This is a genomic window from Microtetraspora sp. NBRC 16547, from assembly GCF_030268965.1.
Taxonomy (GTDB): Bacteria; Actinomycetota; Actinomycetes; order Streptosporangiales; family Streptosporangiaceae; genus Microtetraspora.
The window spans coordinates 194144-215746 of record NZ_BSSE01000002.1 but is presented as its reverse complement, the minus strand read 5'-3'; the positions used below and the strand labels follow the sequence as shown (position 1 = coordinate 215746).

22 protein-coding genes are annotated in these 21603 nt (G+C 71.3%); 13 read left to right on the top strand and 9 right to left on the bottom strand.

The window, feature by feature from the left end; genetic code table 11:
* Nucleotides 1-30 precede the first annotated feature (30 nt).
* The 4 genes from QSK17_RS03725 to QSK17_RS03710 all read left to right on the top strand — a co-directional run bounded on the left by QSK17_RS03725 (nucleotide 31) and on the right by QSK17_RS03710 (nucleotide 2473).
* Entirely contained in the window at nucleotides 31-759 is a 729-nt protein-coding gene (locus tag QSK17_RS03725; protein WP_285702947.1) for a phosphoadenylyl-sulfate reductase, read from the top strand.
* Nucleotides 760-937: 178 nt separating this feature from the next.
* Nucleotides 938-1687 carry a sirohydrochlorin chelatase gene (locus tag QSK17_RS03720; RefSeq protein ID WP_285702946.1) on the top strand — a complete coding sequence of 250 codons (750 nt, stop codon included), beginning with the start codon at nucleotides 938-940 and terminating at the stop codon, nucleotides 1685-1687.
* 100 nt (nucleotides 1688-1787) lie between these two features.
* Nucleotides 1788-2072 carry a type II toxin-antitoxin system Phd/YefM family antitoxin gene (locus QSK17_RS03715; RefSeq protein WP_285702945.1) on the top strand — a complete coding sequence of 95 codons (285 nt, stop codon included), beginning with the start codon at nucleotides 1788-1790 and terminating at the stop codon, nucleotides 2070-2072.
* 5 nt (nucleotides 2073-2077) lie between these two features.
* On the top strand, nucleotides 2078-2473 hold the full coding sequence (locus QSK17_RS03710) for a type II toxin-antitoxin system VapC family toxin (RefSeq protein WP_285703250.1): 396 nt from the start codon (nucleotides 2078-2080) through the stop codon (nucleotides 2471-2473).
* Between the two features lie 91 nt (nucleotides 2474-2564).
* Here the strand turns inward: QSK17_RS03710 and QSK17_RS03705 are convergent, their stop codons facing one another.
* Nucleotides 2565-3491, bottom strand: a complete 927-nt coding sequence (locus QSK17_RS03705) for a DUF1707 SHOCT-like domain-containing protein (RefSeq protein ID WP_285702944.1) — start codon at nucleotides 3489-3491, stop codon at nucleotides 2565-2567.
* A gap of 81 nt (nucleotides 3492-3572) precedes the next feature.
* On the opposite strand from QSK17_RS03705, the gene QSK17_RS03700 reads away from it, so the two are divergent.
* From QSK17_RS03700 to glgX, 4 genes are all read left to right on the top strand, one after another.
* Entirely contained in the window at nucleotides 3573-5048 is a 1476-nt protein-coding gene (locus tag QSK17_RS03700) for an ankyrin repeat domain-containing protein (RefSeq protein WP_285702943.1), read from the top strand.
* A 15-nt stretch (nucleotides 5049-5063) separates the two neighbouring features.
* Nucleotides 5064-6707, top strand: a complete 1644-nt coding sequence (locus tag QSK17_RS03695; RefSeq protein ID WP_285702942.1) for an isovaleryl-CoA dehydrogenase — start codon at nucleotides 5064-5066, stop codon at nucleotides 6705-6707.
* 189 nt (nucleotides 6708-6896) lie between these two features.
* Nucleotides 6897-7325 carry an OsmC family protein gene (locus QSK17_RS03690; protein WP_285702941.1) on the top strand — a complete coding sequence of 143 codons (429 nt, stop codon included), beginning with the start codon at nucleotides 6897-6899 and terminating at the stop codon, nucleotides 7323-7325.
* Between the two features lie 139 nt (nucleotides 7326-7464).
* Complete coding sequence (gene glgX, locus QSK17_RS03685; RefSeq protein ID WP_285702940.1) at nucleotides 7465-9594, top strand: glycogen debranching protein GlgX; 2130 nt, start codon at nucleotides 7465-7467, stop codon at nucleotides 9592-9594.
* Between the two features lie 16 nt (nucleotides 9595-9610).
* Here the strand turns inward: glgX and QSK17_RS03680 are convergent, their stop codons facing one another.
* On the bottom strand, nucleotides 9611-10396 hold the full coding sequence (locus QSK17_RS03680) for a Clp protease N-terminal domain-containing protein (protein WP_285702939.1): 786 nt from the start codon (nucleotides 10394-10396) through the stop codon (nucleotides 9611-9613).
* Nucleotides 10397-10555: 159 nt separating this feature from the next.
* Here QSK17_RS03680 and QSK17_RS03675 point away from each other — a divergent pair, with 159 nt between their 5' ends.
* Nucleotides 10556-11266, top strand: coding sequence for an AzlC family ABC transporter permease (locus QSK17_RS03675; protein WP_285703249.1), 711 nt, complete (start codon nucleotides 10556-10558; stop codon nucleotides 11264-11266).
* Nucleotides 11263-11571: an AzlD domain-containing protein gene (locus QSK17_RS03670; protein ID WP_285702938.1), complete on the top strand. Its 309-nt coding sequence runs from the start codon at nucleotides 11263-11265 to the stop codon at nucleotides 11569-11571. The genes QSK17_RS03675 and QSK17_RS03670 overlap by 4 nt, the downstream gene beginning before the upstream one ends.
* 71 nt (nucleotides 11572-11642) lie before the next feature.
* Here the strand turns inward: QSK17_RS03670 and QSK17_RS03665 are convergent, their stop codons facing one another.
* Nucleotides 11643-12725 (bottom strand): ATP-dependent DNA ligase, encoded by a 1083-nt coding sequence (locus QSK17_RS03665; protein WP_285702937.1) that lies wholly within the window; start codon nucleotides 12723-12725, stop codon nucleotides 11643-11645.
* Nucleotides 12709-13446: a pyrimidine reductase family protein gene (locus QSK17_RS03660; protein WP_285702936.1), complete on the bottom strand. Its 738-nt coding sequence runs from the start codon at nucleotides 13444-13446 to the stop codon at nucleotides 12709-12711. Before QSK17_RS03660 ends, QSK17_RS03665 begins: the two co-directional genes overlap by 17 nt.
* 144 nt (nucleotides 13447-13590) lie before the next feature.
* Between QSK17_RS03660 and QSK17_RS03655 the strand changes: the two genes are divergently transcribed.
* Entirely contained in the window at nucleotides 13591-13998 is a 408-nt protein-coding gene (locus QSK17_RS03655) for a hypothetical protein (RefSeq protein WP_285702935.1), read from the top strand.
* A 44-nt stretch (nucleotides 13999-14042) separates the two neighbouring features.
* On the opposite strand, the gene ligD is transcribed toward QSK17_RS03655, so the two are convergent.
* Nucleotides 14043-15041: a non-homologous end-joining DNA ligase gene (ligD, locus tag QSK17_RS03650; protein ID WP_285702934.1), complete on the bottom strand. Its 999-nt coding sequence runs from the start codon at nucleotides 15039-15041 to the stop codon at nucleotides 14043-14045.
* 367 nt (nucleotides 15042-15408) lie between these two features.
* On the opposite strand from ligD, the gene msrB reads away from it, so the two are divergent.
* The gene (gene msrB, locus QSK17_RS03645; protein WP_285702933.1) at nucleotides 15409-15810 is read left to right on the top strand and encodes a peptide-methionine (R)-S-oxide reductase MsrB; all 402 of its coding nucleotides are present in this window, start codon (nucleotides 15409-15411) and stop codon (nucleotides 15808-15810) included.
* 30 nt (nucleotides 15811-15840) lie between these two features.
* On the opposite strand, the gene QSK17_RS03640 is transcribed toward msrB, so the two are convergent.
* The 3 genes from QSK17_RS03640 to hemG form a co-directional block, all read right to left on the bottom strand.
* Nucleotides 15841-16377 carry a hypothetical protein gene (locus QSK17_RS03640; protein ID WP_285702932.1) on the bottom strand — a complete coding sequence of 179 codons (537 nt, stop codon included), beginning with the start codon at nucleotides 16375-16377 and terminating at the stop codon, nucleotides 15841-15843.
* Nucleotides 16378-16672: 295 nt separating this feature from the next.
* Nucleotides 16673-17374: a hydrogen peroxide-dependent heme synthase gene (gene hemQ / locus QSK17_RS03635; RefSeq protein WP_285702931.1), complete on the bottom strand. Its 702-nt coding sequence runs from the start codon at nucleotides 17372-17374 to the stop codon at nucleotides 16673-16675.
* 18 nt (nucleotides 17375-17392) lie between these two features.
* Nucleotides 17393-18847 carry a protoporphyrinogen oxidase gene (gene hemG / locus QSK17_RS03630; RefSeq protein WP_285702930.1) on the bottom strand — a complete coding sequence of 485 codons (1455 nt, stop codon included), beginning with the start codon at nucleotides 18845-18847 and terminating at the stop codon, nucleotides 17393-17395.
* A gap of 152 nt (nucleotides 18848-18999) precedes the next feature.
* On the opposite strand from hemG, the gene QSK17_RS03625 reads away from it, so the two are divergent.
* Complete coding sequence (locus tag QSK17_RS03625) at nucleotides 19000-20046, top strand: DUF4349 domain-containing protein (protein ID WP_285702929.1); 1047 nt, start codon at nucleotides 19000-19002, stop codon at nucleotides 20044-20046.
* 40 nt (nucleotides 20047-20086) lie between these two features.
* Here the strand turns inward: QSK17_RS03625 and hemE are convergent, their stop codons facing one another.
* Nucleotides 20087-21145, bottom strand: a complete 1059-nt coding sequence (gene hemE / locus QSK17_RS03620; protein WP_285702928.1) for a uroporphyrinogen decarboxylase — start codon at nucleotides 21143-21145, stop codon at nucleotides 20087-20089.
* Nucleotides 21146-21603: the final 458 nt, after the last annotated feature.

Below are 21603 nucleotides of genomic sequence, written 5' to 3'. Positions count from 1 at the left end.
CCCCTCGAAGTACGACGTTTAGGAGTAGTCATGACCCTGGTGGAGATAGAGGCCGGTCTGGAACGCCAGCGCGGCGTGCTCGACCTGCAGAGCATCGTCGAGTCCGCCGCGCGCTTCCTGGAGGACGCTCCCGCCCGCGAGATCATCCGGTGGGCGGCGGCCACGTTCGGCGACCGCCTCTGTCTCACCTCCTCGATGAGCGACGCGCTGCTGATCGATCTGGTGAGCCGGGTCAAGCCGGGCGTCGACGTGCTGTTCATCGACACCGGCTACCACTTCGCGGAGACCATCGGGACGCGGGACGCGGTCCAGGCGGTCTACGACGTCAACGTGATCGATGTGACGCCGTCCCGGACGGTGGCGGAGCAAAACCGCGACCTCGGGCCCCGGCTGCACGGCCGTAACCCCGACCTGTGCTGCTACCTGCGCAAGGTCGAGCCGCTCAACCGCGCGCTCGAGCCGTACCTCGCCTGGGTGTCGGGCATCCGGCGCGACGAGTCGCCGACCCGGGTGACCACGAAGGTCGTCGAGTGGGACGCCAAGCGCCAGATGGTCAAGATCAACCCGATCGCGCGGTGGACCCAGGACGAGGTCGACAACTACATCGCCGACAACGGGGTGCTGATCAACCCGCTGCACTACGACGGCTACCCCTCGATCGGCTGCGCACCCTGCACCCGCCGGGTCGCTCCCGGCGAGGACCCGCGCAGCGGCCGGTGGGCCGGGCTCGGCAAGATCGAGTGCGGCATCCACCTGTGAACCTTTGCCGCTGATCTGGCCGGGGTTTCCGCCCCGCTTGGATTACCGGCGGACCACTGCCGGCCATGCCGCGCGTGACCGCGCGCGGACGTCCCGTTGACCTGGCCGACATCACGTCCAGAACTCCCGGAAGAGTCCAGAAGAGCCCACCGGAAGAGCCCACAAAAAGAGCCCATCTGTGAACACGAATCCGACCGGCCCGCCGCTGATCGCCGTGGCACACGGGTCACGCGACCCACGCGCCGCCACGGCGGTCGAGGCGCTGCTCGACGGGGTGCGGCTCGCGCGCCCGGATCTGGACGTGCGGACCGCCTACCTGGACCACGCGCCGCCGACGCTGGGGCGGGCCCTGTCCGGGCTGGACGAGGCCGTGGTGCTGCCGCTGCTGCTCACCGCGGCCTACCACAGCCGGGTGGACATCCCGGCCGCCCTGCGCGAGGCGTCCGCGCGTCGGCCGCGACTGCGGGTCCGCCTCGGGCCGACCCTTGGCCCGCATCCGCTGCTCGTCACCGCCCTGGAGCGCCGCCTGGCGGAGGCGGGGGTGGAGATCGGCGATCCTGGCACGGCCGTCGTGCTGGTCTCCGCCGGTTCGAGCGACACCCGGGCCAACGCGGTCGTGGCGCGCGTGGCTCGCTCTTGGGCGCGACACCGTTCCTCGTGGTCGGTGACCCCCGCCTACGCCTCCGCCGCCGCTCCGGCCCCTCAGGACGAGGTCGTACGGCTGTCGCGCGCCGGGGCGTCCCGGGTGGTCGTCGCCCCCTACCTGCTCGCCCCCGGCCATTTCGCCGACAAGGTACGCCGCGACACGCTCGCCGCCGGGGCGCACCGGGTCGCCGACGTCCTCGGCCCGGCCCCCGAACTCGTCACGCTCCTCCTCGATCGCTACGGGCAGGCCGTCCACCGGCCCGAGCCCGCTGCGACCGCCTAGAACCACCCAGAGCAATATTCCGACTACCCATCGTGTCGTTTCGGCCACAAACCGGAGTGCGCGGCTCTACGGTGACCTCGTGAAACGCATCATGGAAGCTATGGAACGCATCGGAGTCACCGAGTTCGCCGATCACGCCGCGGACTGCCTCGACAAGGCCCTGGCAGGCGAGACCATCGAGGTGATCAAGGACGGTCGCACTGTCGCGCGGCTGGTTCCCGTCCCAGGCCCGACGACGATCCTCGACGAGTGGGTCGCCCAAGGCCGCGCCACCCCGGCGACACGCCGATTCAGCGACGTGGTAGCCGAGATGGACACCGAACCGTACGACGACGTCAACGCCGCGGAGGACATCATCCGCACGAGGGAGGAGGAGCGCTTTTGATCTACATGGACAGCGCCGCCATCGTCAAGATGATCCACCCCGAACCGGAATCGCTGGCACTGCGAGAGTGGCTGACGAGCCGACCGGACAATCCCCCACTCAGCTCAGCGCTGGTCGAAGTCGAGGTGCCACGAAGCATACGGCGTGTCGCCCCGGAGCGCCTCGATCGAGTTCCTCCCGTCCTTGCCGGCATCCAGAGGATCGACATCGACGTGGCCGTTCGCGGCGTGGCCGCCACCTTCTCCGATTCGATGTTGCGTAGCTTGGACGCGATCCATCTCGCGACGGCGATGCAGTTCGGGGTTGTCGTGGATCATTTCGTGACCTACGACAAGCGTCTGCTGGCCGCCGCCTCCGCACTCGGCCTGCCGGTCGCCTGCCCCGGCTCATCGCTCAACTGACGCGACCGATCGACTGACCTGACGCCCCCCGAGCCGAGCCGGGCCGGGCCGTTGCACGCGGGTCAGTCGGACACGGGCCGGGTCCGGGCGATCACCAGCGGGGCGCCTGCGGCGGCTCCGGGGGAGAGGGGGGCTCGGGCAGGTAACCGTCGCGGGCCGCGCGCCACGCGTCCCGTTCCTCTCTGCGCGTCTCCCGCGCATCCCTGCGCATCTCCCTGTGGGTCTCCCGGACTTCCCGGCGCATCTCGCGAAAGGCGTCCCGCGCCTCGCCGAGCGCCTGGCGGGGGTCATGGTGGAGATCGCGGTGGAGATCGCGGTGGAGATCGTGGTGGAGATCGTGCCGCATGTCGTGACGGAGGTCGTGGCGAGGGCCGTAGCCGGTCTCTCCGCGGCGCTCCTGCCACCAATCGCTCCACGCGAACCAGCCGCGCTTGATCGGCTTGGCCCGGGAGTCACCGATGATCTTGATGTCACCCATCACGGCGTACGCACGCACCCGGACCACGGGGGCGTTCTGGTTCGGCGGGGCCTCGACCACCTGAACCTTCTTGTCGCCCATGATGGCCATGCCGGAGAGCTCGACGTCCACACCGTCGGGCACGATGATCTTGATGTCCCCCATCACGCAGGTCGCCACGATGTCGATCGTGTTCGAGCGGACCTCGGCCTCGCGCAGGTCGAGCGTGACATCGCCCATCACGCAGACCGCGCCGATCTCCTGGTCGACGCGCCAGCTGCCCTGCCGCTTGGTGTCGCCCATCACCGCGACGATCCACTTGCGGACCTTGCCGCCGCCACCGCCGGTGGCCGGCGGGCGATAGGAGGGAGCGGGCGCTCCACCGGGAAGGTCCGAGGTGAGCTGCGCGAGCTCGGCGTGAGTCTGGGCCAGGTAAGCCGCCTCCGTGCGCTCCGTCAGCTCGGCGAGGGTCAGCCGTCCATCGACGGACGCCTCTCGCAGCCGCTCCACCACGGCCTCTCGTTCCGCGTCCGACGCCCGCATTCCACCCAGATCACTCACGGGACAACAGTATCCCGGTGAACGCGGCCGCCCATCCTCCCTGGGAAGGAACCATTTGTCCACCTGTGTGACCATGGAAGAGTGACATACCGTGAGCTTTTGCACGCGGTTTCGGAGGGTGACGTCGGCAGGGTGCGACGGATGCTCCATCCCGACACGGATCTGAACCGCGCACCGGGGACCACTCCGCTCTATCGGGCGGCCGTCAACGGCGACCACGAGATGGTGCGGCTGCTGCTGGAGTACGGGGCCGACCCGGACCGGCCGAGCGGGGGCAAGGACGAAGGGCTACCTCTCTGCGCGGCCACCTGCTGGAACCACTGGGAGACCATCCAGGCCCTGGTCGACGGAGGTGCCGACCCGAACGCCGCGGAGGGCGGCGGCTTGACCGCCCTGCTCTGGGCCGCCGCCCAGGGGCATCTCAGGTCCGCGGACGTCCTCCTCGACGCCGGCGCGGATCCGGACATCGCCGACGAGGAGGGCACCACGCCGCTCACCGCGGCCGCGCGCTTCGGCGCGTACGGGATCGTCTGGTCCCTGCTGGAGCACGGCGCCGACCCGGCACGGCCGGACGGCGCGGGCGACACGGCCCTGGACGTCGCCAGGCGCTGGGCGGGCGCCGACCTGGAGGCCGAGATGCGGGAGGAGGTCGCCCGGCACGCCGAGCCGGGGTGGGCCGTCATGGTGGCCAGGGGCCACGCCGACGACGGCACCGAACTGATCACCGCCGAGGCCAGGGACGCGAAGGGCGACGGCTTCTGGACCGCGCGCCAGCGTGGCCACGCGGCGATCACCATCCTCCTCGAAGAGGCACTGGGCCTGCGCACGCCGGCCGAGGACCTGGTCGCCCGCGCCGCGCCGTACCGGGACGTGGACGAGGACGGCGAGACCTGGTGGGCGGCGGTCCACGCGTTGCAGAAACGCCATGACGACGTGACGTTCGAGGCGGCGGCGGAGCTGTGCGAGAGCGGCGATCCGCTGGACCGCGAGTTCGCGGTGGACGTCCTCGCCCAGTTCGGCTACGACGCGAGCGATCGGCCCTTCCACGAGCGCAGCCTGGCGATCCTGCGGCGGCTGGCCCGGACCGAGACCGAACCCAAGGTCGTCGACGCGGTCCTCGGCGCGATCGCGCACCACGGCGACACGGAGGCGCTGCCCGAGGTGCTGGAGATCGTGGACCGCCCGGGGCGGCAGCCCTCCACGAGCGACGCCATGGCGCTCGCCGCCGTGCTGCCCCCGGATGACGAGGAGGGGCTGTCCCGGCTGGTACGGCTGAGCCAGGAGGGCGACACCGAGGTCCGCGACTGGGCGACCATGGGCCTCGCCGGCCTGGACGCCGACACCCCGCGCATCCGTGAGGCGCTGGCCGCGCGGCTGGCCGACGGCGACATCACGACGGTCGCCGAGGCCGTGCGGGGGCTGGCGGCCAGGGGCGACCGGCGGGCGATCGGCGGAATCCACCGGGTGCTGTCGGAGACGGACGACGACTACGCGCGCGACCTGGCCCTGGACGGCGCGACGCAGCTAGGCCTGGACATCGAGACCGTCATCCGCTGACCCTGTTCAGAGGAGATGTTCGAACGAACCAGGACGAGTTTCACAGGAGGGGCACCGGTGACCCACGACGTCTTCAACCAGGTACCGCCGCTCACGGGACACGACGTCTCATCGGACGCGGCGCTCCTCGACGGGCTGGCCCGGGAGGGCGCGGACTGGGCCGCGGGCGAGCTCCGGCAGCTCGGCGTGCTCGCCGGTTCGGCCAGGGCGCAGGAGTGGGGCCGGCTGGCCAACGAGCACCCGCCCACGCTGCGGACCCACGACCGGTACGGCAACCGGATCGACGAGGTGGAGTTCCACCCGGCCTGGCACGAGCTGATGGGCGTGGCGGTCGAGAACGGGCTGCACGCCGCGCCATGGACATCCGCGCGGCCCGGCGCGCACGTCGCGCGAGCCGCCAAGTTCTACGTCTGGTCCCAGGTCGAGGCGGGGCACGGCTGCCCGATCTCGATGACGTACGCGTCGGTGGCGGCGCTGCGGCACTCGCCCGCGCTGACGGCGGAATGGGAGGCGGCGCTCGCCTCGCGCAGCTACGACTTCGGGCTGCGCCCGCCCCACGAGAAGCGCGGCCTGCTCGCCGGGATGGCGATGACCGAGAAGCAGGGCGGCTCCGACGTCCGGGCCAACACGACGACGGCGGATCCCCTCTCCGACGGCTCTTACGCGATCACCGGGCACAAGTGGTTCAACTCCGCGCCGATGTGCGACGTGTTCCTCGTGCTCGCCCAGGCTCCGGGCGGCCTGTCGTGCTTCCTGCTCCCCCGCGTGCTGCCGGACGGTACCCGCAACGCGATGCGGCTGATGCGGTTGAAGGACAAGCTCGGCAACCGCTCGAACGCCTCGGCCGAGGTGGAGTACGAGCGCGCGGTGGCGTACCTGGTCGGCGAGGAGGGCCGCGGGGTCCGGACGATCCTCGAGATGGTCAACATGACCCGGCTCGACTGCGTGATCGGCTCGGCCGCCGGCATGCGGTACGGCGTGACCCAGGCGGCGCATCACACGCGGCACCGGCGCGTGTTCGGCAAGGCGCTGATCGACCAGCCGCTGATGCGCAACGTGCTGGCCGATCTCGCGCTGGAGTCGGAGGCGGCGACGACGCTCATGATGCGCCTCGCCGGGGCCACGGACCGGTCGATCGCCGGCGACGCGGCCGAGGGCGTGTTCCGGCGGACCGCGCTCGCCGCCGCGAAGTACTGGGTGTGCAAGCGGGCTCCCGCGCACGCGGCGGAGTCCCTCGAATGCCTCGGCGGCAACGGATACGTCGAGGAGTCCCAGATGCCACGCCTGTTCCGCGAGTCGCCGCTCAACGGCATCTGGGAGGGCTCGGGCAACGTGGCCGCCCTGGACCTCATGCGGGCCCTGACGCGGGAGCACGACGCCGCCGAGGCGTTCTTCACCGAGGTCGAACTGGCCGACGACCGGCGGGTGAAGGAGGCCGCGGCCCGGGTCCGCGCGACCCTCGCCTCCTCCGGCGAGTCCGGCGCTCGCCGGGTGGCCGAGGAGATGACCGTGCTCCTCCAGGCGTCCCTACTCGTACGGCACGCGCCCGCCGCCGTGTCGGACGCGTTCTGCGCCTCGCGGCTGGGCGGCGACTGGGGGCACGCCTTCGGCACGCTGCCGGACGGCCTCGACCTGGAGGCTCTCATCGAGCGCTGCTGACCTCCGCTCCTGGACGCGCTCCCGGACCTCCCGGACACGCTCCCGGACGCGCCCGCGGCCGGGTCCGTGGCCGCCTGCTTCGGAGTCACGGGATCTGATCGCGGGCCGGTTCCGTGATGTCGCTCCCGGCGGCGTTAGGGTCGCTCATTGAAACTGAAGCTGAGGACTTACGACTGAAGGGATATCGCCATGGCGACCACCCGTACCGCGACCACCCAGTGGAAGGGCGCGCTCCTCGACGGCTCCGGCACGGTCTCTCTGGACTCGTCCGGCGTCGGCACCTTCGACGTCTCCTGGCCGTCCAGGGCGGAGCAGGCGAACGGCAAGACCAGCCCCGAGGAGCTGATCGCGGCCGCTCACTCCTCCTGCTTCTCGATGGCGCTGTCCAGCGGCCTGGCCAAGGCCGGAACTCCGCCGCAGTCGCTGGAGACCAGGGCGGACGTGACCTTCCAGCCCGGCGAGGGCATCACGGGCATCGTGATCTCCGTCCGCGGCCAGGTTCCCGGCATCTCGGCCGCGGACTTCCAGCAGGCGGCCGAGACCGCCAAGGCCAACTGCCCGGTGAGCAAGGCCCTCGCGGGCACCACCATCACCCTGAACGCCGAACTCGTCGGCTGAACCGCCTCACGGGCCCCCGCTCCGGCCGTCCCGGCCCGGCGGGGGCCCGTGCGTCTGCATGAACACCGGCAAGACGGGCTGGATCTCGCAGATCTTTTGGGGTACACGAAGGCCCCTCCCAGGAGGAGAATGGGGTCACATGCGCGAAGTCTGGCCTGGAGAGCCGTATCCACTCGGCGGCACCTGGAATGGCGTGGGCACCAGTTTCTCGGTGTTCTCCGAGGTCGCCGAGCGGGTCGAGCTGTGCCTGTTCGACGACGGCGGCGCCGAGACCCGCGTCGATCTGCCGGAGATGGACGGCTTCGTCTGGCACGGCTACCTGCCCGGGATCACTCCCGGCCAGCAGTACGGCTTCCGCGTGCACGGGCCGTACGAACCGGAGCACGGCCACCGCTGCAACCCCGCCAAGCTGCTCCTCGACCCGTACGGCAAGGCCATCGAGGGCGACGTGCGCTGGAACGAGGCGCTGTTCTCCTACCACTTCACCGATCCGGGGCGGCTGAACACCGACGACTCCGCGCCGCACATGCCGAAGAACGTGGTGATCAACCCGTTCTTCGAGTGGGGAAACGACCGCCCGCCGCGCACGCCGTACCACGAGACCGTGATCTACGAGGCGCACGTGCGCGGGCTGACGATGCGGCATCCGGACGTGCCGGACGAGCAGCGCGGCACCTACGCCGGGCTGGCCCATCCCGCGGTGATCGAGCACCTGCTGTCGATCGGCGTGACGGCGGTGGAGCTGATGCCGGTCCACCAGTTCGTGCCCGAGCACGCCATGGTGGCGCGCGGCCTGACGAACTACTGGGGCTACAACACCATCGCCTATCTCGCGCCGCACAACGCGTACTCAAGCGCGGGGCAGCGGGGCGAGCAGGTGCTGGAGTTCAAGGCGATGGTGAAGGCCCTGCACGAGGCCGGCATCGAGGTCATCCTCGACGTGGTCTACAACCACACGGCCGAGGGCGACCACATGGGACCCACCCTCGGCTTCCGGGGCATCGACAACGCGGCCTACTACCGGCTGCACGACTCCGACCGGCGCTACTACCTCGACTACACCGGCTGCGGGAACTCGCTGAACGTCCGCTCGCCGCACGCGCTGCAGCTGATCATGGACTCGCTGCGGTACTGGGTGCTGGAGATGCACGTCGACGGCTTCCGGTTCGACCTGGCCGCCGCGCTCGCCCGCGAGCTGCACGACGTGGACCGGCTGTCCGCGTTCTTCGACCTGATCCAGCAGGATCCGGTGATCTCGCAGGTCAAGCTGATCGCCGAGCCGTGGGACGTCGGCCCCGGCGGCTACCAGGTCGGCAACTTCCCGCCCCTGTGGACCGAGTGGAACGGAAAGTACCGCGACTCGGTCCGTGACTTCTGGCGGGGCGGCTCACGCACGATGCCCGAGTTCGCGTCACGCCTCACCGGATCGAGCGACCTGTACGCCACGAGCGGCCGCCGGCCGGTGGCGTCCATCAACTTCGTCACCTGCCACGACGGGTTCACTCTCACCGACCTGGTCTCCTACAACCGCAAGCACAACGAGGCCAACGGCGAGGACAACCGCGACGGCACCGACGACAACCGCTCGTGGAACTGCGGGGCCGAGGGCCCGGTCGTGGACCCCGGGATCGTCCGGCTCCGCCACCGGCAGCGGCGTAACTTCCTCGCCACGCTGTTCGCCTCTCAAGGCGTCCCGATGCTGCTCGCGGGGGACGAGTTCGGACGCACGCAGCGCGGCAACAACAACGCCTACTGCCAGGACAACGAGATCTCCTGGGTGGACTGGTCGCTGGCCAAGACCGAGGCGGACCTCCTGGAGTTCGTCCGAACGCTCGCCGCGCTCCGGCGCGACCACCCGGTGTTCCGCAGGCGCCGGTTCTTCTACGGCCGCAGGGCGGACGACGACCTGCGCGACATCGTCTGGCTCACGCCGTCGGGCAAGGAGATGGTCTCCTCCGACTGGCACGCGAGCTACGCCAAGTCGCTGGCGGTGTTCGTCAACGGCGACGCCATCTCCGAGCCCGGCCCCCGCGGCGAGAGGATCACGGACGACTCGTTCCTGCTGCTGATCAACGCCCACCACGAGAGCCTCGCCTTCACCCTGCCCGGCACGGAGTTCGGCGACCGCTGGCACCCCGTACTCGACACGGCCGACGAGGCTCCCAGCCACGGGCCCTTCCCCGGCGAGGTCTGGCCGGCGGGCGTGGACGTGTCCGTCGCCGCCAGGTCCCTCCAGATCCTGCGCCGCCCCAGGGAAGACCCCGCCTGAGGGGGCGGGCCCGGGGTCACCCCTCCGTCCGGCCCTCCTGCCCCTGCCCCGCCTCCCCGGCCTGCTCGTGCTCCCGGGCCGCGAGGATGGCGGCCAGGGTGGCCCTGATGTACTCCTCCGCGGCCGGCTTGGCGATGCCGAGGCCGGAGAACACGCCCGCGCCGTCCTCCAGCTCCAGCAGCGCGAGCAGGATGTGCTCGGTCCCGACGTAGTTGTGACCCATCAGCAGGGCCTCGCGGAAGGTGAGCTCCAGCGCCTTGCGCGCCTGCGCGTCGTACGGGATGACCTCGGGCACCCGTTCGGCGGCCGGCGGCAGCGTCGCCGCCACGGCCTGCCGTACGGTCTCCAGCGCCACCCCCTGGGCGACGATGGCCTTCGCGGCCAGGGCCTCCGGCTCGCTCAGGAGGCCCAGCGCCAGGTGCTCGGGCCGGACCTCGTCGTTGCCTGCCGCTTGTGCCTCGTTGTGCGCGGCCATCACGACGTTCCTGGCACGCGGGGTGAACCGCCGGAATCCCTGGTCGGGGTCAAGCGTCGACGGCTCCGCGGAGGCCTTCGGCACGAACCGCTTCTGGGCGGCCTGCTTGGTTACGCCCATGCTCCTGCCGATGTCGGTCCAGGACGCGCCTGAGCGCCGCGCCTGGTCGACGAAGTGGCCGATCAGGTGGTCGGCGACCTCGCCGAGGTGATCGCCGAGGATGACCGCGTCGGCGAGCTGGTCGAGCGCGTCGGAGTGCGCCCTCTTGATGGCCTCGATCAGGTCGTCGAGCCGGACCGGGTGCGTGAACGGAACGGGATTCGTCATACCGTCAACGTTAGGTTGACGATGTCCGATCGTCAACCCGCAGTTGACGACACCCCTCACTTCACCCGCGTCCCCGGCGTGCCTCCCGGGGCGTGCCAGCGCGAGCGAAAGAACGTACAAGACCGTTTTGGCGGCGCCGCGTAATCTCGGCGCGTGACCATGGAATCTGCACAAATCCAACGAGAACGGGCACCAAGCCGTCCCCGGGCGGCGGTCATCCGTGACGCCCTGGGGGTGGGGATCGCCGTCGGCCTGTCCGGGTTCGCGTTCGGCGTAACCTCGGCCGGGTCCGGGCTGAGCCTGGCGCAGACGTGCGCGCTCTCACTCTTCGTGTTCACCGGGGCGTCCCAGTTCGCTCTCGTCGGCGCGCTGGGAGCGGGCGGCAACCCCGTCGCCGCTGTGGCGGGCGCCCTGTTCCTGGGCGTGCGCAACGCGTTCTACGGGCTGCGGCTGTCGCACCTGCTGGGCCTGCCCCGGGCGGTGCGCCCGTTCGCCGCGCAGTGGATCATCGACGAGACCTCGGCCGTGGCCATGGCCCAGCCGGACCGGGACAGCGCCAGGCTCGGCTTCACGGTCACCGGGGCCAGCCTGTACGTGCTCTGGAACCTCACCACCTTCCTCGGCGCGCTGGGAGCCGCCGCACTCGGCGACCCGTCGGCCTGGGGGCTGGACGCCGCCGGACCGGCCGTCTTCCTGGCGCTGCTCGCGTCCATGCTGCGCGGGCGGCAGGAGGCGCTGGTCGCGGTCCTCGCCGTCGTGCTGGCGTTGGCCTGCCTGCCACTGCTGCCCACCGGCGTCCCCGTCCTGGTCGCGGCCCTCGCCGCGCCGATCGTCCTGGCCGTCACCCGCCGCGAGGAGGCACACCCGTGATCGTCTGGATCTCCATCGCCGTCACGGCGCTTGGCTGCTACGCCGTCAAGCTGCTCGGCCTGTCCGTGCCCGCCGGGCTGCTGGAGCGGCCCCTGGTGCGGCGGATGGCGTCTCTGGTGCCCGTCGCGATGCTGGCCGCGCTCACCGCCATCCAGACCTTCGGGAGCGGGCAGGCGCTGGTCGTCGACGCGCGGGCCGCCGGGCTCGCGGCGGCGGCCGTCGCGCTTCTGCTGCGGGCGCCGTTCCTCGTGGTCGTCGGCGCGGCCGTCGTTGTGACCGCCGCTGTCCGCGCGCTGACCGGCTGAGGCGCCGGTCTCCCCCGCTCCCCCGCTCCCCCGCCCTCCCGGGCGAATCGGCGCGGATCAGCGCGGGCCGGTCAGCGCGGCAGGATCTCGTCGAGGTCGTAGGCGACGGGACGTTCGAGCTGCTCGTACGTGCACGAGGACGGCTCGCGGTCGGAGCGCCAGCGGCGGAACTGGGTGGTGTGCCGGAACCTGTCGCCCTCCATGTGGTCGTAGGCCACCTCTACCACCAGCTCGGGCCGGAGCGGGATGAACGACAGGTCCTTCTTGGCGTTCCACCGGGAGACCGCGCCGGGCATCCGCTGGCCGCCGTCGAGGGCCGTCTCACCGGTTTGCGCCGCCCACGACGCCCACGGGTGCTCGCTCAGGTCCTCCAGCCGGTACGGCGCGAGCTCCCCCACCAGCTCGGCGCGGCGCTTCATGGAAAACGCCGCGACCACGCCCACGTGGTGCAGCCGCCCGTCGGCGTCGTACAGCCCCAGGAGCAGCGAGCCGACCACCCCGCCGGTCTTGTGCTCGCGGTAGCCGGCGACGACGCAGTCGGCCGTCCGCTCGTGCTTGACCTTGAACATCACCCGCCGGTCCGGTTCGTACGGCAGGGTGCCCGGCTTGACGACGATGCCGTCCAGCCCCGCCCCCTCGAACGTGTCGAACCACTCGGCCGCCTGCCGCTCGTCCCGCGTGACCGGCGTCAGCCGGATCGAGCGGCCGGCGCCGGCCAGCGCCTTCTCCAGCCGGGCCCTCCGGTCGGCGAACGGCGCGCCCATGAGGTCCTCGTCGCCGAGGGCGAGCAGGTCGAACGCGACGAACGACGCGGGCGTCCGCTCGGCGAGCAGCCGCACCCGGGACTCCGCCGGATGGATGCGCTGCTGGAGCGCGTCGAAGTCGAGCGTCTGACCGCTCATGACGACGATCTCGCCGTCGACGACGCACCGCTCGGGCAGCTCCTCGCGCACGGCCTGGACCAGCTCGGGGAAGTATCTGGTGAACGGCCGCTCGTTCCGGCTGCCGAGATAGACCTCGTCGCCGTCGCGGAACACGATGCAGCGGAAGCCATCCCACTTCGGCTCGTAGAAGAGCGAGCCGTCCTGGCCCGGTAGCCGCTTCACCGCCTTGGCCAGCATCGGGGCCACAGGTGGCTCAACCGGCAAGCTCATCCGACGTCTCCCTCATGTAGCGGCAGAACAGGAATCCCTCCTCCTGGAGGACCTGGGCGAGCGCCAGCCGGGTCTGGGACGCGGCGCCGTTCAGGATGCGGGCCGCGTCGCCGCCGATCAGCAGCGGGCTGACGGTGAGGCACAGCTCGTCCACCAGACCCGCGGAGGCGAGCTGGGCGTTCAGCCGGGGGCCGCCCTCGCACAGGATCGCGGGCAGGCCGCGCTCGCGCAGCTCGCGCGCCGCCAGCGTCAGATCGACGCGGTGTTCCCCCGCGGTGATCACATCGGCCTTCTTGGCGGCCTCCGCCCGCCGGTCGGGCGGCGCTGACTCCGTGGTGATCACGATCGTCCGCGCGTACGGCTCGGTCTCGGTGAACAGCGGGCTGCCGAGGTCCAGGTCGAGCCGCCGGGTGACGACCGCCACCGGCGGGGCGGGCGGGCGGCCCACGCGAAGGGCGCGCCACGACGCGCGGGGCCGGGCCGGACCGTACCCCTCGGTGCGCACGGTGGCGGCACCGGCGAGGATCACGTCGGCGAGACCGCGCAGGATGCCGAACACCCGGCGGTCCCCCTCGCTGGAGAGCCCGCCGGACAGGCCCTTGAGCCAGGCACCGCCGTCCGCGCTGGCCACCATGTTGATCCGCAGCCACTCGCCCGGGGGCTGAGCGTAGGCGGCGACGAGATCAGGATCGTCTTCGAAGTCGGGATGTATGCGGCGCACGCTCTCTACAGTGACACATCCGCCCGACAGATAACGGTTCGATGTCCCCTGTTCCCGCCTGCGGAAGGACGGTGTTGGATCGTGCCAACGGGACCGACGGGCCGACCAGGACGCCCGCTTCCGGGTCCGCTCCGGAGGGGACGCTTGGAACTCGCCGCGCTCGCAGTCTGGATCCTCACCGCGCTGGCCGGGCTCTACCTGCTGGTCCTGTGGCTGGCGGGCAGCGGCCTGCGGCAGCAGGCGACGAAGGTCACCGCGTTCCCGACGGCCCTGATCCTCACCCATCCCGCCCTCGCGGTCGCGGGACTCGGGCTGTGGGTCGGCTTCCTGCTCACCCACGAGAGCGGGTACGCCTGGGGGGCCTTCGCGGTGCTGACCGCCGTCGCGCTGCTCGGCTTCACGCTGTCCACCCGCTGGCTGGGCGGAGTGGGCCGCCACGCCCGGGGCACGGAACGCCGCTTTCCGATGATCGCGGTCGCCCTGCACGGCGTCGCCGGGATCTCCACGTTCGTCCTGGTGCTGCTGACCGCCTCGATGGTCCAGCGGTTCTAGCCCGCAGCGACCGCAGTAGGCCAAAAAGATCCACGAAACACGACCTAACCTTCCGGGCGGGCTTTGGACGGCTGGACGCGCTTGGGCTCGCCGGGCATCTTCGGATAGTTCGGCGGGTACGGCAGGTCACCGCGATCGTCGGCGGCGTACCGCTCCAGCAGCGCCTCGATGCCGAACGCCTCGTCGTCGATGGCCCGCTGCACATCGCCGAGCCGGGCGAAGCGCTCCGGCATCGTCCTGATGTCGAAGTCGCGCGGATCGCACCCGGCCAGCTCGTCCCAGGTGACCGGCGCGGACACCTGAGCCTCCGGCCGGGCGCGCACCGAGTAGGCGGCGACCACGGTGCGGTCCCTGGCGTTCTGGTTGTAGTCGATGAAGACCCGCTCGCCGCGCTCCTCCTTCCACCACGCCGTGGTCGCGAGGCCGGGAGCGCGCCGCTCCACCTCGCGGGCCAGCGCGATGGACGCGTGCCGCACCTCGGTGAAGGTCCACTCCGGCCGGACGCGCACGGCGACGTGGATCCCGCGGCTGCCGGAGGTCTTCGGGAAACCGCGCATGCCCAGGTCGGCGAGGACCTCCCGGACGACGAAGGCGACCTTGCGCGCCTCGTCGAAGCCGGTGCCCGGCTGCGGGTCGAGGTCGATGCGAAGCTCGTCGGGATGCTCCACGTCGGCCGCCCGGACGGGCCAGGGGTGGAAGTCGATCGTGCCGAGGTTCGCGCACCAGGCCACGGCGGCGATCTCGGTCGGCCGGAACGCGTCGGCCGTGCGCCCGCTGGGGAAGCGCACCGTCACCGTCTCGATCCAGTCGGGGTGCTTGGGCATCCGCTTCTGGTAGATCGCCTCGGTCTCGACACCGTCGGGATGCCGCTTGAGGTGCGTGGGGCGGTCGCGCAGCGCGCGCAGGACCCCCTCTCCCACGCTCACGTAGTACTCCACCAGGTCGCGCTTGGTGGCCCCTACGCCGGGGAAGTAGATCTTGTCCGGATTGGTCACTTTGACGGTCCGGCCGCCCGCCTCGATCTCTATGTACGGCGAAGCCATGCCTGCGACCCTACCCGGGACGGAGCGGGTCCGTCCCGGACCTCGGCGTTCGGCGATCGGTGCTCGGCACTGGGCACCGGCCGCCTCGGCCGGAAGGTCGGATGGGACGGACCCGGCGTGCCGCCCCTTCGGACGGCAACCCTCCTGCCGTACGGGCGGCGTCCAGCACGGGTAGGGCGCTTCGCCGCCGCGACGGCGGGACGGCCGATCCCTCCCTCTCGGGGAGGATCAGCCCTCTCACCAGTGAAGACGCCAAAACGACCTCCGAAGGATGCTTCACCCGGAAAGAACTCCGCCGGGAAGGTCTCAGGGTGCCGTGTGGTTCTACGCGTTGACCACGCGACCGATCCCACATAGGCAGGCGAACATGGACAAGGTCATCAAGAGTGACGCCGAGTGGCGCGTCCAGCTTTCCCCCGAGGAGTTCCGCGTGCTGCGCCAGGCGGGTACGGAGCGTCCCTTCACCGGTGAGTACGTCGACACGAAGACCGTGGGGGTCTATTCCTGCCGCGCGTGCGGAGCCGAGCTGTTCCGTTCGGAGGCCAAGTTCGACTCGCACTGCGGCTGGCCGTCGTTCTTCGAGCCGTCGGCGTCGAAGGCGGTCACCCTGCACCAGGACGACTCGCTGGGCATGACCCGCGTGGAGGTCCGCTGCGCCCGGTGCGACTCGCACCTGGGGCACGTCTTCCACGGCGAGGGGTACGCCACGCCCACCGACGACCGCTACTGCATCAACTCCGTCTGCCTGACTCTCGAACCGGCCGAGTGAGACCCGGCTCCGCCGATCACCTGGGGCCGATCACCTGGGCTTGGGGTGGGTGACGCGGCAGGTGTGATCGTCCGGGCCGAGGATGTTGGCCAGGACGGGGTTGCCGTTCCCGCCGAACTTCGCCTGGACGAACACCACCGGGTTGGTCTCCCCGATGTCCTTGAGGTACTCCAGGCCCCTCTTGCACAGGGTGATCGCGGACTTGGAGTTGTCGGCGGTCTCGGGGAGGTCCGTATAGATCCGCAAGTATCGGCCGGCCGTCCGGATCTCACGCACCCGCTTGGTCGTCTTGTCGTTCCACCGGCTCGTGAAGTAGGTGAGCGCCTGCTCGTCGGTGTACTTCGACCGTCCGGACGCCATCACCTCGCCCTTGGATCCGCCGACCCGGCCGGACTTCGCGGCGCCGCCCGCGCTGGTGACGGTCAACTCGCCCACGGGGCCGGGGCTCGCCATCGGCGCGACGGCGGCCGCGCGGACGGGGGACGGCTCGCCCGAGCCGGCGAGCAGCGGCCGCGACGCGGCCACACCGGCGGCGACCGCCGCCAGGCCGATGGACACCTTGATCACGCGCGATCTGGTCCGCCGCTTCCTGCGACGGCCTCTGGAACGTGCCAGAACCCTCGACACCTCGCCTCACAACGACATAAGGGCTTTGCCCGAGTATGACAAAGATAACGAGATCATATCGGTGTTCCCGGCATTTGGTACAGCGAGGGTCATCCTCTCGTATAGGGAGGGTGATGCACGGGGGTCCTACCCGCGCGGTGGGCGCCGTACGCGCCCGGGTCCGGACACGCACGACGCCCGCCGGTGTCACCGGCGGGCGTCGCGGTTGGAACGTGGCTGGAACGCGGCAGGAGGGTCAGGGCAGGGCCGTGACCAGCTCGCTCACGGGCTTCCTGTGCCCGGTGAAGAACGGGATCTCCACCCGGGTGTGGCGGCGCGCCTCGGCCGCGCGCAGGTGGCGCATGAGGTCGACGATGCGGTGCAGCTCGTCGGCCTCGAACGCGAGCATCCACTCGAAGTCGTTCAGCGCGAAGCAGGCCACGGTGTTCGCCCGTACGTCCGGGAAGTCACGGGCCATCCTGCCGTGCTCAGCGAGCATGGTGCGGCGCTCGATGTCGTCGAGGAGGTACCACTCCAGGGAGCGCACGAACGGATAGACCGAGACGAACGCCCTCGGCTCCTCCTCCGCCAGGAACGCGGGGATGTGCGACTTGTTGAACTCGGCCGGGCGGTGCAGCGCCATCGCCGACCAGACCGGCTCGCTCGCGCGGCCGAGCGCGGTGCGGCGGAAGCGGGAGTAGACCTCCTGCAGGTCCTCCGCCGCCGGAGCGTGCCACCAGAACATGTAGTCGGCGTCCGCGCGGAACCCGGAGACGTCGTAGCAACCGCGGGTCACGACGTCCTTGCCGCCCGCCTGTGCGAGCAACTCGTCGACCTCGTCAGCGACGCCCTCGCGACCCGGGGGCAGCTGGTCGCGCAGCCGGAAGACCGACCACATGGTGTACCGGATCACCTGGTTGAGATCACGCGCCTTTGGACGCGATGTGCCCTCCGTCATGCGTTCCATTCTGCCGTCTCACCCCTCCGGGTCTTCGGCCGCCCCGGCGGCTGACCGGGGCTCGCTCGCGGCGAGATGGTCGAGGATCAGCGCCGCGGCCGTACGGGCGGTGGCGACGCACGCGGGGATCCCGACGCCGTCGTAGGCCGCACCGCAGACCGCGAGGCCGGGCTGGATGGCCGTCGCCGCGCGGATGCGGGCGACCCGGTCGAGATGGCCCACGTTGTACTGCGGCAGGGAGCCGCCCCAGCGGGTGATCCGGGTGTCGATCGGGAACCCCCGCACCCCCGTGATCTCGGCCATCTCACCCACCGCCGTGGCCACCAGCTCGGCGTCGTCCCGCTGCAGGACGTGCTCCTCGCCCAGGCGCCCCATGGAGCAGCGGACGATCACCACGCCGGGATCGGCCTCGGCCAGGTGCGGCCACTTGATCGTGCTGAAGGTGGCGGCCTTGACCGGTCTGCGCTCGACCGGCGGGACCAGGTAGCCGCTGCCCGACGGCAGCACGGGGAACGCGTCCCTGGGGTAGGCCAGGGTGGCGATGGCCATGCTGGCGTACTCGATCCCGGCGAGCTCGGCGGCCGCGCCCGGCACCTCGCGCCGCAGCAGCCGCGCCGCGGCGATCGCGGGCACGGCGAGCACGACGGCGTCGGCCTCGACGATCTCCTCGTCCCTGGTGGGGCCGGTGACGAGCCGCCAGCCGCCCGGCATCCGGATCAACTCGCGCACCGTCACGCCGGTTCTGACGTCGGCGCCCGACGCCTTCGCGACCGCCTCCGGCAGGCTGCCCATGCCGTTCCTGAGCGTGGCGAAGACCGGGCCGGCGTCCTTGGGCGCCGCCGCGACGATGTCCGCCGCGGCCTTCGCCAGGGAGGGCTCCGTACGCGCGACGGCGGCGATCTGCGGCATGGTCGCGTCAAGCGAGAGCATCTCGGACCGGCCGGCGTAGACCCCGCCGAGCAGCGGCTCGACAAGGCGGTCGACGACCTCGGTGCCCATGCGGGCCCGGATGTACGCGGCCACGGAGACGTCCGTGGTGACCAGGCTCGGGGGAAGGACCCGATCGAGCGCGGCCCGGGCCAGTCCCCCGGGGGACAGGACGCGCGAGCGGGCGAGCGCGGCCAGGTCGGAGGGCACGCCCATCACCTGGCCGCTGGGCAGCGGGTGGAGCGCTCCCCTGGACAGGATGGACGCGTGCGTCGCGTCGGGATGGACCAGCATGTCCTCCAGCCCGGCGAGCCGGGCCAGCTCCTTGCCCTCGGGCCTGCGGGCCAGCATGGCCTCGGCCCCGGCGTCCACCTCCAGGCCGGCCACGTCGGACGCGTGGAGCTTGCCGCCGATCCGCGGCGCCCCTTCCAGAACGGTGATCCGAATCTCGCGGGTGGCGCCGCGCCGCAAGTAGAGTGCGGCGGCCAGGCCGGCGATTCCACCGCCGACGACCACGACATGGCGCGGAGCTGGGGTTCCTTCCATAGTCGTCAAAGCTACCGGGCAGGAGGCGCGCCCCCCGAACCGCCGTGACCGCACCGACCATGAGCGCCCCGTGACCGCACGGTGCGGAACCCGTGACAGGACCGTGACGCCGATCACCGAACCCGCCCGCTCCACAGCCCGTCTTCACGGACATGACCAGATTCCGGTACGGAACGGCTGTTATCGTCACGGCCGCCTTTCTGCTCTCCGGCTGCGGAGGGGTCGACGGCGGCTCCTCGCCGGCCGTGGCCCGCGACGAGGCGGCCTCCGCTCCACAGTTCGCGCAGGCCGACCCGGCCAGTGGCGGCGCAGGCGCAGGCGCCGACTCCACCGGTAAGTCGGCACGCACGCCCCAGAAGGCGAAGATCGCGCTCGACGACCGGGCGGTGATCTACACGGCCCAGCTGACCGTCCGAGTGAAGGACGTCACCGCGGCCGCCGACCAGGCCAAGCAGATCGTGACCGGCGCGGGCGGCTACGTCTCCGAGGAGCGGAGTAACTCCTACTCCAAGCGGGACGAGGCGGTCATCGCGTTCAAGATCCCCCCGGCCGGCTACCCCGACGTGCTGGCCCGGCTCAGCCGTGACCTCGGCAAGCGCGAGTCGCTGAACCAGGGTGCGCAGGACGTCACCGAGGAGGTCGCCGACGTGGCCAGCCGGGTGAAGTCGGCGGAGTCGGCGCTCGGCCAGTTCCGCACGCTGCTGAGCAAGGCGCAGAAGATCGGCGAGATCCTGGAGATCGAGCGCGAGATCTCCAGCCGCGAGGCCGAGCTGGAGGCGCTCCAGGCGCGGCAGAAGGCGCTCGCCGCCCAGACCGGCATGGCGACCGTCACCCTCAACCTGGCCGGGCCCGCCGCCACGCCTCCCAAGCCCAAGCCGAAGAAGACGTCCGGGTTCCTCGCCGGCCTCGACGCCGGCTGGACCGCGCTGGTGACCGCTGTCGGGATCGGCCTCACCGTGCTGGGCGTACTGCTCCCCTGGCTCGTCCTGGCCGCCATCCTCGGGCTGCCCTTCTATCTTGTCCGCCGCCGGGCCGGCACCCGCCGTACGGCGAGGACGGAGGCGCCCAGGGCGGAGGCCAGCAGGACGGAGGCGTGGCAGGAGGAGGACCGCCCGTACGGGGACACCGCCGGGAGCACTCCCGCCGTGGAGCACCCGTCCGGCGACGGCGAGGACGGTTCACCCCGGACGTCCGGCTGACGGCCGCCCCGGTGCGACTCCCGCACCGGAGCGCCGGGCGTCAGCGGGCGGACGCCTCGTGGACGAAGTCGGCCAGCCGCGCGAGCTGGTCGGGGTCGGTGGAGGGCAGGACGCCGTGGCCGAGGTTGAAGACGTGTCCCTCGGCCACCCGGCCCCGCTCGAGCACGTCACGGGCACGGGGCTCGACGACGTCCCAGGGCGCGAACAGGACGGCCGGGTCGAGGTTGCCCTGGAGGGCCTTGCCCGCGCCGACGCGCAGCGCGGCCTCGTCGAGCGGCACCCGCCAGTCGACGCCGACGACGTCCGCGCCGGCCTCCCCCATCAGTCCGAGCAGCTCGCCCGTGCCCACGCCGAAGTGGATGCGGGGCACGTTCAGGTCGGCCAGGCCCGCGAAGATCTTGCTGGTGTGCGGCAGCACGTAGGTGCGGTAGTCCACCGGGGCGACCGCGCCCACCCACGAGTCGAAGAGCTGGATCGCGGAGGCGCCCGCGGCCACCTGGATGCGCAGGAAGGCCAGCGTGATCGTGGTGAGCCGGTCCATCAGCTCGTGCCACAGCTCCGGCTCGCCGTACATCATCGCCTTGGTGCGGTCGTGGTTCTTGGAGGGCCCGCCCTCGATGAGGTACGACGCGAGCGTGAACGGGCCGCCGGCGAACCCGATGAGGGGCACGCCGTCGAGCTCCTTCACGAGGGACTGCACGGACTCCGTGACGTACGGCACGTCGCCCGGCTCGATGGGCCGCAGGGAGGCGACACCGGAGGCGTCGCGGATCGGGCTGTCCACCACGGGACCGACGCCCGGCACGATGTCGAGGCCGACGCCGATGGCCTTGAGCGGGACCACGATGTCGCTGAAGAAGATCGCGGCGTCCGTGGAGTATCGCCGTACCGGCTGCATGGTGATCTCGACCACGAGGTCCGGCGTCGCGCACGCGGCGAGCATCGAGGTGCCCTCGCGCACCCGGCGGTACTCCGGGAGCGACCGCCCGGCCTGGCGCATGAACCAGACGGGCGTGTGCGGGACGGGCTCGCGACGGCAGGCACGGAGAAAGGCTGAGTCGGCAAGGTGGGCAGTCACCGTCCCAGCGTCCCACGTCATGGGTCCGGGCCACGCACCGGTCGCGCGATACGGCCGGCCCCGCGCACCGGCCACAGCGCGCCGACGGTACGCTCCGGGCCAAGCATCGGTATGGTGAACCTCTCCGCATCGTGAGGTACGCCTCACAGCTCGGCAAAGTGTTCGCAATCGTGCTTCCAGCATCGATTCCAATACCACTTTCGAGACACGCCGAGCGCGTTGCGGGGAAATGTCGGCGGGACATGTCAACGTCAGAGCAGTCCCGATCACTAGGGACACAACCGTGGATCCGACGAGAGGCCCCGGAGCGATGACGTCGATGTGGAGTTCCCCCGAACACCGCACTGAGCACTGTGCCGGTTGCGACGCCGAGCGCGCGTTGGAACGGCCGCCCTGCCCTGACGCTCACGACGATTGTCCCGAACGGGTGTGCACGACCTGCGGATTCGCCCTGTTGCTTGCGACGGCTTCGGTTTGAT